The organism is Pantoea sp. B65, from assembly GCF_047308185.1.
In the GTDB taxonomy this organism is placed as follows: Bacteria; Pseudomonadota; Gammaproteobacteria; order Enterobacterales; family Enterobacteriaceae; genus Erwinia.
Genome location: NZ_JAHXPU010000013.1, coordinates 1 through 12,007, shown reverse-complemented (window position 1 = coordinate 12,007; position 12,007 = coordinate 1). Strand labels below are relative to the sequence as shown.

Below are 12,007 nucleotides of genomic sequence, written 5' to 3'. Positions count from 1 at the left end.
ACGATATTTGAGATACCACAGACGTGAACCTGTCGGATTGACCAGCAGATACAGACCGTGTGAGTCGAAAACTTTAAAGGGTTTTGATGATGGTTTGAGAGTGCGGATTTTCGCATCGCTAAGAGAGATTTGGGGTCGCTCCGTTATCGAAGTGAAAGACCCCAGATCAGACCACCAGTTGTTCCCGATGCAGAGGGAAAACTGAAAACGCATCGGGAAGAGTTTTTACGCTATCCCGTTGAATCGCTGAAACATAAGGATTCGCAGGGACGCATAAGAACTGAAATATGGCTCCTCTGACTGGACTCGAACCAGTGACATACGGATTAACAGTCCGCCGTTCTACCGACTGAACTACAGAGGAATCGTTGGAACGGGGCGAATATTAACGAGTGGCCCTCAGGCTGTCAACAGCAAAAAATATATTAGCTTTCAACTGGCTGCGTTTTCAGCAAGGCGATCGCTTAGTGAACAGTTTCGCCGTTATCGCGGCGCTGCAGCCAGCTTTCGACGCGCTTTAACGGATCCTGAGCGTAAAACCGTGAAAAGCGCTGATACAGCGCTGGAAAGCGCTCTTGCAGCAGTTCCGGCGCGCTGAAAAAATACTCCGACAATACCGCAAAGCATTCCGCCGCATCGCTGGCGGCATAGGCATCGATGGTGGCGGCATTTTCGCCCACCAGATCGATCTCTTCCTGAATACTCTCCATCGCCGCGCGGATATCCTGTTCCCAGGCGGCAACATCACGCAGTGGGATCGCCGGTACGCCATTGGCATTGCCACTGCCGCGCGCGTCAAGCTTATGCGCAACTTCATGCACAATCAGATTAAAACCAGAAAGATCGAAAGAGTCCTGAATATCGAGCCAGTTAAGCACAATCGGTCCTTGCTGCCAGCTCTGGCCGGATTGCACCATGCGTTGGTTATGCACCAGACCATAACCATCCTGCCACTCGTCGTCTACTACAAATGGCCCCGGATAGATCATCACTTCATAAAAGCCATCCAGCCACTCCAGACCCAGCTTTAATACCGGCAGGCAGAACAGCAGCGCAATGCGTGCGCTGTTTAACATATCCAGCTCAAGATCTTGCAGAGGAACTAAGCGCTTTTGCTCAAGGAAACGCTGTGCCATTCGCACCAGTGCCTGCTCATCAGCCGGAGAGAGGGAGGCGAAGATCGGCACGGCCAGCGCCTGTTGCCAGGGAAGTGACGAAAAGGGTTCTTCAGTATTTGCTTTCCACGGCCATTTAATCATTGTTCTGCTCACTGTGATTACCCGCCTGCAGCTGTTACTAACATGCCGCAGCCCGGAGATAACCGCAATATCTATTAGCAGGGATCGGCGACAGAGATAACAATGCAGGGGTGGCGAATCGCTGTGGCATCCCGGCCAGACAGGGAAGTGACATTCAATATGAATATTCAAACACTTACTGTATGACATGTCTGTGATTCGGGCCGCAATGTGTGCAACCGGCGACGAAAAGCACAAAATGATCCCTTTGCCCTAAGGCAAATTAAATCCGCTTAAATTCAACCACCCACACCCAGGGGTTTACATCCCAGCTGGTGCCGCCATATTGCTTTTCCCAGGCTTGCTTATACGCCGCTTGGGGAGCAATGGCGTCGCTTTTCATGGTGAAAAAGTTATTCAGAAAGTGGGAGTCGGTTTGTACCCCTTCCGCCATGATGTCGTCGTCGCTGATTTCCTGAATTTTTTGCGCCCGTACTCCGGTGATTTGCAGATTAATGCGGCTGGCCCAGCGCGGCATATGAATGGCGGTCTGCCAGCCAAACTGTTCATTCTCTTCATCCAGCGAAGTCCCCAGTTCACTGCGATCGGCGCGATAGTGACAGTAATCAGTGCTGCGAAAGTTCTCCGGCGACCGGGCATACTCGGTTAACAGCTCTTTCGGTACGATCGGGCCGCGCCAGGTTTCACGCACCCACAGCTGGTCGCCCGGCTGGCCAAACGGACATTGATAGCTCAGGTCGGCCATCTCCATCATATGACGCCCGCGCCGGTGGTTGCTACTAACATCAAAGCCATAGCATCCTTCATGATTATCCTGCCCTGGCGTGAAAGCCAGCGATTTCATAATCCGCCGCGTTTGGGTTTGCTGGCCTGCCAGCAAGGCGCGCACTCGCTGATCAGAAAAAAGAATCGGCCGTTCTTTCATTATTTACCTCGTTGTATTCATTATCGGAAGTCCCACTCATCAACACTGTTATCGGCAGCCTGACAAATCCTGGTATCACTTTTTGCCAAAGCGCCGGCTTTTTGCCAGTTAATGATGAGACTTGCTAATCAAATGCTACAGGGTAAAGGCCTATCCGGCGGCGTGGGAAGATAAACCCGGGCTGTAGCAATAACTGGTTCTGAACTGTTAATTTGTCCGGCTGAAGGTCGGATCTCTAGTTCGCTGATTTTATAAAATATTATGGTAATTACGGACGTATGTGAATCATTTTCAGGCTGATTATTTGAGTTTAGTCATTACTTAACGGCAATCGTTTACCGGCAACCATACCATTACCAGGTTTTTCGGAACAATCTCATATCATCATTATCAGATCTTATGTTTGTGGCGAGTGGGCCTGCTGCAGCTAAGGAAAAGACTAATTTGTGCGGTTGCGATGGTGATTAGCCACTCCGCCGACTATAACTTGATTAGGATCTCGTTTTACTGCACAAAGTTTCATTGCTTGCATTAAGCAATAATTACATGTCATAAAAGTGTTATCACTTGTCGATTATAAACAGATCTCAGGGAGCCAAATAACGTCACGGGCCAACAACTGCCGTCGCGCAGCTCAGCAATAACGACGGATAAAACTGTCAACAATCAAACACCAGGGAGAAGTCTATGTCATCAATGTCCCTTGAAAGCTGGCAATCGCGATTTGAGCACTGGCTGCATCAAAGCTGGCCGCAGGATGATAAAGCACATGATGTCGCTCATCTGAAACGCGTCTGGTACACCGCCCGGCGAATAATGCGCGATACCGATGCTAATCCACTGGTGGTACTGACCGCCTGCTATTTCCACGATGTGGTTAACCTGCCCAAAAATCACCCGGAACGCCATCTGGCTTCCAGCAAAGCGGCGGTGGAAACCCGGCGTATTCTGCAACACGAGTTTCCTGACTTCCCGACGGCCCTGTACGATGCGGTAGCGCACGCGGTTCAGGCGCACAGTTTTAGTGCCGGTATCACGCCGCAAACGCTGGAAGCGAAAATTGTTCAGGATGCTGATCGGCTGGAATCTCTGGGGGCGATAGGCCTCGCGCGGGTGTTTTATACCTCGGGCGCACTCGGACGTCCTTTATTTGACAGCAGCGATCCCTTAGGCAAAGAGCGTGAGCTGGACGACAGTCGCTGGACGCTGGATCATTTCCAGAAAAAACTGTTTACGCTACCGGATACCATGCAAACACCGGAAGGTAAGCGACTGGCACAACATAACTCACATTTTCTGGTGACCTTTGTCGCCAAATTATGTGCGGAATTGCAGGGCGATCTCTGCCAGCTCGATGAGTCGGTATTACGCGATTTCACCCCACGCGCGCTGAAATATTAAATTTTTATGACAGTATGTTAATAACTGGCTGGTTAGGCTACGGTGTTGAGGAATATTATCAGGAGAATCAGGTATGACCGGCACCGTTAGTTTAACGATAAAGATCGATCCCGCGTTGAAAGAAACATTAAAAAGTCTGGCGCTGGATAATCAAATTTCCGTCAGCCAGGAAGTAAGCCAGCGACTGCAGTCCACCCTGTCCGGTGCTGCAAATCCTGTTATCGACAATCAGCACACGGCGGAAGCAGAACCCGAAGAAGAACATGCCGTGCAGTTAAGCAACAGCGAGTTAAAACAGATTCGCGCTTTGCTTAAGAAACAAAAAAAGAAAAAGTAAACCTCATCACATAATACTATCAGGCCACTCCGGTGGCCTTTTTCTTGCGTGGTGATCGGCAAGCCTGCCGCGAGCGGGGAGGGGTCAGGTGCTGGCGCGTTTAATTAAGCGCGCCGGTATGGTGCTGATATCCGCTACCGTGTTGCCTTTTAACAGCGCCAATAGGTGTTCTGCCGCCAGGCTGGCCATCTCTTTATAGGCCACCGCCACGGTGGTTAATGTTGGCGAGCAGATTGCCGCCAGCTCACTGCCGCCAATACCGGCAATTGCTAACTGTTGTGGTACCGCCACGCCGATACTGTGACAGGCCAGAATGGCGCCGCAAGCGACATCATCGGCGGTACAAATCAGCAGATCAAGTTCCGGCCAGGTTAACAGTATCTCCGGCAGCAGACTATGGCCGGTGGTAAAGGTTGGCGGTAGCGGCGTACTGACCACCCGGTGCGGCGAACGATTCACCGCCAGCATCGCGGTATTCCAGCCGGTCAGCATTTGCTGGAAGATATTTTGCTCATCATGAGAGCAGAGTAAGCCAATATTGCGGTAACCCTGATGTATCATTTCGCTGACCAGCGTTTTGATGGCGTTGGCATAATCACAACCCACGCTGATGCCGATGGGATTTTTATTCACCCCACCAATTTCCACCACCGGTACACCGGCATTTAACAGCACCTTCTGCGCGCCAGGCGAATTGTCGAAATTGTACTGCACGATGGCCGCCGGGTTATATGCCAGCAGGGTCTCGATCAGATCGCTGCCGCTTGAATTCGAATGGTCAGCTTCAGAAAGTAAAATGTTATAGCCCTGCGGTAGCAGCACCTGCTGCAAAGTATGGAAAATCACCGCACAACCGGGGGTTTTCAGGGAAGGCACCACCAGGGTAATCAGTCGGGATGATGCTGACGCCAGAGCACTGGCCGCCAGGTTGGGAACATAGCCCAATTCGGCTATCACCTGCTGAATTCTCTGCCGTAACTGGTCAGAAACTTTTTCCGGCGCCCGTAACGCACGGGAGACGGTCATCGCGCTGACACCGACAAGTTTAGCCACATCTGCGAGCGTGCTTTTTCCCGTTCCCGGCCGCCGCTTACCTTCCATGTACACTCCCGTAATTGTATTGCTTCGTAATGATTGCAAATTGCGGCATATCATAACATAGGGCGATTTCGCTTTGGCAATCGCATCACAAAGCAGATGATTTAAAAGATAATTTTCGGATAGTTAACCGCTGTTGATTAATCTCTGATGCTATAACATCAATCTTACTCACAGTTGCTAAACATTAAAAGTGTTAGCGCTAACAAATATTTTAACAAAAAACGATGTTAGCGCTAACTTTGTGAAGAGTGTCACGGATCTTAGCGACTGAATTCGTCAACATGCACAGCATCAGCAAGAAAAGGAATAGCAGGCATGTTATCTAATTGGCTTACACCAGAAAGAATTAAAATTATTGATCGGGTCGCCAGCTGGGAAGAGGCAATAAGGCTTAGTGCAGAGTCATTATTGCAGCAGGGCGCCATCAGTGAAGAGTATATCGCTGCTATTATTCGTTCACATCATGAGACCGGACCTTATTATGTTCTGGCGCCAGGACTGGCAATGCCGCATGCCCGGCCAGAGCAAGGGGCGTATAAAACGGCATTATCACTGCTATATATCCGGCAGGGCGTCAGTTTTGACGCGGATGAAAATGATCCGGTCTATGTGATTATTTTTCTTTGTGCGCTGAGCGGTGAAGAACATCTGTCATTAATTTCCCGGCTGGCTGAACTTTTCAGTGATGAGAACGATCTTGATGCACTGCTGAAAGCCGATAGCCAGCAAGCGATTAATCGCTTAATCGCCAAGTACTAATCTGCCAGTAACGGATGCCGACAGCCTCTCTGTATGCTGTTCACGGTATTATTGGTCTAATGGTGTTATCTGAGGTTGATATGAAAAAAATACTTATCGTTTGTGGTAATGGTCTCGGTAGTAGTTTTATTGTCGAAATGAATGTTAAAAAGATCGTTAAGGAACTGGGTAAAGAAGCTGAGGTTTCCCATACTGATTTAACCTCTGCCAAATCTGAAAAAGCCGATATCTATATTGGTGCGCAGGATATCATCTCTAACCTTGATGATGGCACCCGTCTGGTATTTGGACTGAAAAACTTACTCGATAATAATAAGATTAAAGAAATACTCGCTGAGAATCTGTGAGTTTTCTTCTATAAATACCGGAGCGTATCATGCTTAGTTTTATCATGCAGGACGTATTGGGTACCCCAGCGATCCTCGTTGGTTTATTCTCGTTTATTGGTTTGTTGCTACAGAAAAAGTCCTTCTCAGAGGTCATTTCCGGTACCACTAAAACCATTATGGGCTTCCTTATTCTGATTGCCGGTGCCGGAGTGGTCGCCACCACGCTGACAACATTCAGTCAGTTATTTGAGCACGCCTTTAACATCCAGGGGGTGGTGCCAAACACCGATGCGATGGCCGCGCTGGCGCAGAAGAATTACGGTGCCGCGACAGCGATGATCATGGTATTCGGTATGCTGATCAATATTCTGCTGGCGCGTATTACCCCGCTGAAGTACATCTTTCTGACCGGGCACCACACGCTGTATATGTCTGCGATGCTGGCGGTGATCCTCTCCAGCGGCGGCGTGAGCGGTTTCTGGCTGGTGGCGATTGGCGCGCTGATCCTCGGGGCGATGATGGTGGTGTCGCCGGCAATTTTGCAGCCGTTCACCCGCAAAATCACCGGCAGTGACGATCTGGCATTAGGACACTTTGGTTCGACAGGCTACCTCTGCTCAGCACTGGTCGGTAAGCTGGTAGGTAAAGGCAGCTCATCCACTGAAGAGCTGAACGTTCCTAAATCGCTTAACTTCCTGCGTGACTCCTCAGTCGCCATCTCACTCACCATGACCATTCTGTTCCTGGTATTAGTGATGGTTTCCGGTAAAGCCTATACCGAATCTCAGGTAAGCGGCGGGCAAAACTATCTGATTTTTGCCCTGATCCAGGCAATTACCTTTGCCGGTGGCGTGTATATTATTCTGGCCGGTGTGCGCATGGTTATCGCGGAAATTGTACCGGCGTTTAAAGGTATTGCTGACAAATTAGTCAAAGATGCCAAACCGGCACTCGACTGTCCGACGGTGTTCCCGTTCGCGCCTAACGCGGTAATTATCGGTTTCCTCTGCAGCTTTGCTGCCGGTCTGATAAGCATGTTTATTCTGCCGCTGGTGGGCTTAAGCGTGATTGTACCGGGGCTGGTGCCGCACTTCTTCTGCGGGGCTACGGCCGGGGTATACGGTAATGCAACCGGTGGGCGTCGCGGTGCGGTGATTGGGTCTTTTGTACACGGAATGATTATCTCTTTCCTGCCGGCCATTCTGTTACCGCTTATGGGCGACCTTGGCTTTGCGTCAACCACCTTTGGCGATGCGGATTTCGGCGTGGTGGGTATTGTGCTGGGCAATATGATCAAGATCTTCAATTAATCGTTGTTGACGATAAGTCTGTATTAATGAACTAAGGAAATCTGTCATGAGCGCCATGTTTAATCCCTCACTGATGTGTATGGATTTAACCAAATTCAGCGAGCAAATTACCGCGTTAAACAGCCGGGCGAGCTTTTTTCATGTTGATATTATGGACGGGCACTATGTGAAAAATATCACGCTGTCGCCGTTCTTTATTGAACAGCTGAAAAAAGTTAGCACCATTCCGATTGATGTGCATTTGATGGTGGAAAATCCGCAAGAGATTATCCCGATGTGTCTGGAAGCCGGAGCTGATTACATTAGTTTTCATCCGGAGACGGCGAATAATAAAATCTTTCGTCTGATAAATGAGATTCATGCCGCTGGCAGAAAGGCGGGGGTGGTACTTAACCCGGCAACCCCGGTAGCATCAATTAAAGAGTATATCCATCTGCTGGATAAAATCACTATTATGTCGGTGGATCCAGGCTTTGCCGGGCAGCAATTTATTCCTGAAACTCTGAATAAAATCGCCGAGCTGGTGAAGTACCGTGAAGATAATGATCTGCACTATCTGACCGAGATTGATGGCTCCTGTAATGAAAAGACCTTTAATCAGATCGCCAGTTCTGGTGTGGATGTGTTTATTGTCGGCACCTCCGGATTATTTAATCTGGATGATGATGTGTCACTGGCATGGGATAAGATGACCACTATTTTCGAACGTGAAACGGGCCGCGTCGTCAGTTAATTCCACCGCTACTCTGACAGCAAGAGCATACTGCCGATCATTACGGGAGCGGATTGCTGTCAGCTAAATTTACCAGGGGGAAGATTCCCCCCTATTTTTATCTTCTGCAAACCGCACCAGGGTGAAATATGACTCCGATAGAAACGTTAAAGCAGTTTACCGTAGTGGTCGCCGATAGCGGTGATATTGACGCCATCAGACAGTTTTCTCCCGAGGATGCCACCACTAATCCTTCGCTGATCCTGAAAGCCGCAGCACTGCCACAATATCAGGCGTTACTGGCCGGGGCGGTTGCCTGGGCAAAAGCGCAGGGGGGCACTCAGCAGCAACTGACGGAAAATGCCGGTGATAAGCTGGCGGTAAATATTGGCTGTGAGATCCTGAAGTCGATACCCGGACGCATTTCTACTGAAGTTGATGCACGTCTCTCTTACGATAGTGAAAAGTGTATTGCTAAAGCCCGCCAGTTAATTGCGCTGTATCGCGAGGCGGGCGTGGATAAATCGCGCATTTTGATCAAACTGGCGGCCACCTGGGAAGGGATTAAAGCGGCAGAACAGCTGGAGAAAGAGGGAATTAATACCAATCTGACTTTACTGTTCTCTTTTGCGCAGGCGCGTGCCTGCGCTGAAGCCGGTGCTTATTTGATTTCTCCGTTTGTTGGCCGTATTTACGACTGGTATCAGACACGCAGCCCGCAGGCTGATTACTCGGTAGCGACGGATCAGGGCGTGGCATCAGTGCGTAAAATTTTCGCCTGGTATAAGCAGCATGGTTATCGCACGGTGGTGATGGGCGCCAGCTTCCGTCGTATTGAGCAGATCCTGGCGCTATCCGGCTGTGACCGTCTGACCATCTCTCCGGCGCTACTGGCAGAGCTGGAGCAGAGTGGCATCAGCGCGAAGCCAGAACTGACACTGCCGGAAACCATCACTCCGCCACCGGCTGCGCTCAGTGAAGCGGAATTTCGCTGGCAGCACAGTCAGGATGCGATGGCGGTTGAGAAGCTGACGGATGGCATCCGCCTGTTCGCTGCTGACCAGTTAACGCTGGAAGCGATGTTAGCAGCGGCATTTTAATTCGCGATGTTGACCAGCCCGTACACCGTTATTTTCCCGGTTGCGGGCTGAGACGCCAGGCGCTCACTGACTGACTCGGTCATATCGTCGCTATCGGTCATTATCGGTCAGCTGAAACGCGTTTAGCGGGGCGAAAATACCTCGCCACACAGAGAAAAATCCGGTTATTTAATCACTGTAATGTGAGCCAATCCTCAAATTTTTGTTATCTTTCTGCTTTTTTAGCCCATTTTTTGTGGGCACCATCGATAAATTTAACTTACCGTTGCCCTGCGGAAAAACTCCCGCCGGGGTCACGTTTTACTGACCTGATCCCCCTTACTTTAAAGGCTGCATAATCCCGAACGCACCCTTATAAAACGTGGAGTTAAACCTGATGACGGCAGTTGTTAAAAGAAAAATTATCCTTGATACCGACCCTGCGATTGGCATTCCCGGCACCGATGCGGATGACCCGTTAGCCATTATGTTAGCGGTGAAAGATCCGCGTCTTGAACTACTCGGCATCACCACGATTTTTGGTAACTGTCCGCCAGATTTGGGCGCGCGCTGTGCGGCCCAGGTCCTGGCGTCCGCCGGCAGAAGCGATATCCCGGTAGCGATAGGGATGGCGACGCGCATGGGGGGAGACCTGCCGGCGCTGCTGCAAACCGCCTATGCGGGCGCACGGGGTAAACCGGGTTCGATTCCACTTCCTGCCCTGGAAAACGCTCATAATCATCAACATGCTATCGACTTTATTATCGAGACGGTGCTTGCTCATCCGGGGGAAGTCACCATTGTCGCGATCGGCGCGCAGACTAATATCGCGCTGGCGATGATTAAAGAACCGAAAATCTGTGCGGCGCTGCACTCTATCGTGTTTATGGGCGGGGCGCTGGGCTTTAATGCCGAACACGGACGCGGAAATATCACGCCGGTGGCGGAATGTAATATCTGGTTTGACCCGCAGGCGGCGGATATTGTGTTTCGTTCCGGTGTGAGGCTGACGATGGTCAGTCTCGACGTCACTAATCCGTCAACCGGTCTGGTGCTGGCAAAAGAGCCGGTGGAAAACGTCGATGCCGCCTCATCGCCGCTGGCGGCGATGTTTAAACAGGTCTGCGCCACCTTTCTTGATGCGCCGATGTTTGAGTGGTCTGAAGGATGTGTGTTGTATGATCCGCTGGCGGTTGCTGTCGCCGCCGATCCCGCTCTGGGGACATTTGTACCGATGGCTATTGGGGTGGAGACCTGTGGTACGCTGACGCTCGGCCAGACCGTACCGCTTCGCGATCAGCCGGCTAATATGCTGGTCTGTACCGCGATAGACGGTAACGCGGTGGTGCGCAATATAGTTGCCACCATTCTTGCCTGAATGTTCAGAACCACTGCGTGTTGCATGCCGTCTGTGGATGCGCTATCGCTGAAATAGCGTAGCTACCGTCTTGAACGTCAAGCGGTAGCTGCATAGTTTGCGTCCCATGGCTCCCGTCCCGAAGGTGGCAGCAGTGCACATTATCGGCAGGGGCGGCATAAATGTCGCCCCTACAGGAGAATATCTGCCTCCTGATGTAGCTACCGTCTTGAACGTCAAGCGGTAGCTGCATAGTTTGCGTCCCATGGCTGCCGTGTCTTCAGTACCCCGTAGCACAGATGCACCAGTTTCCTCATCACCGCACCCACTGCCGCTTTTTTTGCGGTGCCTCTGGCAAGCAGCCGCTCATAAAGCGCCTTGCCCTGTGCGTTATAACGAATGGCGCTCAGCGCGGCCACATACAGCTTTGCACGCACTTCCGGTGGCCCCGCCTTTGACATCCGCGGCCTGTGCCATACCGAGCTTCCTGATGACCTTTCCACCGGGACCAGACCGAGATACGCCGCCACCTGCGAAGCGCTCCTGAACTCTCCTGCGCGCAGAACTGCCAGCATCATCTGGCCGGTTTTATCCTTGACGCACTTTATCGACTTCAGCAGGTCGAGATCTTCTTTCAGTCCGGGATGGTTGTTTATATGGTCTGCGATAAGCTGCTCTATGCGCTCCAGCTCTTTCTGCAGCCACTGGCGGGTGCGCTTAAGGGATGTTATCACCTCGCGCGGCGTCTGCGTTGAGAGAGCCTTTTCCAGGCGGTTGAGGGTGCGCTGCACATCCTCCTGCAGGGCGTCCCGGCGGCGCAACAGTGCCCGCAGTTTGCGGACTTCCGGCGCGGGGGGAACCCAGGGTTCAGGCTGTTTCAGTTCACCGTAGCAGGCCAGAACAAAAGCATCCACGGTGTCATTTTTGGTCAGGATACCCATGCCTCTTGCGAACTCGCGCACCCGCTGCGGATTTGCCATACAGACGGTTACGGTGCTGTCGTGATGAAGGGCAAAGGCGAGGTTTTCGTGATAAACGCTGGTCGCCTCCATAACCACGGTCACCTGTGCGGGATCACACTTCTGCCGGAGCAGCCAGGTCTTCAGCTCCCGGTCAGCACCGGGTGCATTCTTAAAGACTTTGCTTTTCTTTTTCCCCGAGGAGCCTTCGGGGAGCAGGCAGACATCGAATTTTTGTTTGCTGATATCAACGCCGAGATAAATCATGAGGTTGTCTCCCTTTCACATAAACCATCACGCCATCCTGCCTTGTACATACGAAGTCAGAGCTTCCGGTTACCGTTCAGAGTAGATGCTGGCGTGAAAGGAGAAACGGAGGGATTATGCTACGAATGAAGGTCAGAGCCTTAAGGGGAGCCTGAATCTGCCTCCGTTTCATGTAGTGGTAGCTAACCACCACAGAAAACAAGATACAAGGG

Annotated in this window: 13 protein-coding genes and 1 tRNA gene; 8 read left to right on the top strand and 6 right to left on the bottom strand. The window is 51.2% G+C overall.

The window, feature by feature from the left end:
- The 4 genes from JWF83_RS02680 to JWF83_RS02665 all read right to left on the bottom strand — a co-directional run.
- Positions 1-129: Arm DNA-binding domain-containing protein (locus JWF83_RS02680; RefSeq protein WP_413648473.1), on the bottom strand; the 129-nt coding region annotated here is incomplete at its 3' end.
- 159 nt (positions 130-288) lie between these two features.
- Positions 289-364: transfer RNA gene (locus JWF83_RS02675), tRNA-Asn, on the bottom strand.
- Positions 365-464: 100 nt separating this feature from the next.
- Positions 465-1,259, bottom strand: coding sequence for a DgsA anti-repressor MtfA (gene mtfA / locus JWF83_RS02670; protein WP_413648471.1), 795 nt, complete (start codon positions 1,257-1,259; stop codon positions 465-467).
- Positions 1,260-1,521: 262 nt separating this feature from the next.
- Positions 1,522-2,184: a hypothetical protein gene (locus tag JWF83_RS02665; protein WP_413648467.1), complete on the bottom strand. Its 663-nt coding sequence runs from the start codon at positions 2,182-2,184 to the stop codon at positions 1,522-1,524.
- Positions 2,185-2,880: 696 nt separating this feature from the next.
- Here JWF83_RS02665 and JWF83_RS02660 point away from each other — a divergent pair.
- Entirely contained in the window at positions 2,881-3,585 is a 705-nt protein-coding gene (locus JWF83_RS02660) for a phosphohydrolase (RefSeq protein ID WP_413648469.1), read from the top strand.
- Positions 3,586-3,658: 73 nt separating this feature from the next.
- Positions 3,659-3,922, top strand: a complete 264-nt coding sequence (locus JWF83_RS02655; RefSeq protein ID WP_413648466.1) for a hypothetical protein — start codon at positions 3,659-3,661, stop codon at positions 3,920-3,922.
- Positions 3,923-4,006: 84 nt separating this feature from the next.
- On the opposite strand, the gene JWF83_RS02650 is transcribed toward JWF83_RS02655, so the two are convergent.
- Positions 4,007-5,023 (bottom strand): LacI family DNA-binding transcriptional regulator, encoded by a 1,017-nt coding sequence (locus JWF83_RS02650; protein WP_413648465.1) that lies wholly within the window; start codon positions 5,021-5,023, stop codon positions 4,007-4,009.
- 315 nt (positions 5,024-5,338) lie between these two features.
- Between JWF83_RS02650 and JWF83_RS02645 the strand changes: the two genes are divergently transcribed.
- The 6 genes from JWF83_RS02645 to JWF83_RS02620 all read left to right on the top strand — a co-directional run bounded on the left by JWF83_RS02645 (position 5,339) and on the right by JWF83_RS02620 (position 10,590).
- Positions 5,339-5,782, top strand: coding sequence for a PTS sugar transporter subunit IIA (locus JWF83_RS02645; RefSeq protein WP_413648463.1), 444 nt, complete (start codon positions 5,339-5,341; stop codon positions 5,780-5,782).
- An 80-nt stretch (positions 5,783-5,862) separates the two neighbouring features.
- A complete protein-coding gene (locus JWF83_RS02640; RefSeq protein WP_413648461.1) occupies positions 5,863-6,129 on the top strand; it encodes a PTS sugar transporter subunit IIB in 267 nt (88 codons plus the stop codon).
- A 29-nt stretch (positions 6,130-6,158) separates the two neighbouring features.
- Positions 6,159-7,421, top strand: coding sequence for a PTS ascorbate transporter subunit IIC (locus JWF83_RS02635; protein WP_413648460.1), 1,263 nt, complete (start codon positions 6,159-6,161; stop codon positions 7,419-7,421).
- Positions 7,422-7,467: 46 nt separating this feature from the next.
- A complete protein-coding gene (gene alsE / locus JWF83_RS02630; protein WP_413648458.1) occupies positions 7,468-8,154 on the top strand; it encodes a D-allulose 6-phosphate 3-epimerase in 687 nt (228 codons plus the stop codon).
- Positions 8,155-8,282: 128 nt separating this feature from the next.
- Complete coding sequence (gene tal, locus JWF83_RS02625) at positions 8,283-9,233, top strand: transaldolase (RefSeq protein ID WP_413648456.1); 951 nt, start codon at positions 8,283-8,285, stop codon at positions 9,231-9,233.
- 376 nt (positions 9,234-9,609) lie between these two features.
- Complete coding sequence (locus tag JWF83_RS02620) at positions 9,610-10,590, top strand: nucleoside hydrolase (RefSeq protein ID WP_413648454.1); 981 nt, start codon at positions 9,610-9,612, stop codon at positions 10,588-10,590.
- A gap of 215 nt (positions 10,591-10,805) precedes the next feature.
- Here the strand turns inward: JWF83_RS02620 and JWF83_RS02615 are convergent, their stop codons facing one another.
- Positions 10,806-11,795 (bottom strand): IS110 family transposase, encoded by a 990-nt coding sequence (locus tag JWF83_RS02615; protein WP_413647956.1) that lies wholly within the window; start codon positions 11,793-11,795, stop codon positions 10,806-10,808.
- Between the last annotated feature and the right edge of the window lie 212 nt (positions 11,796-12,007).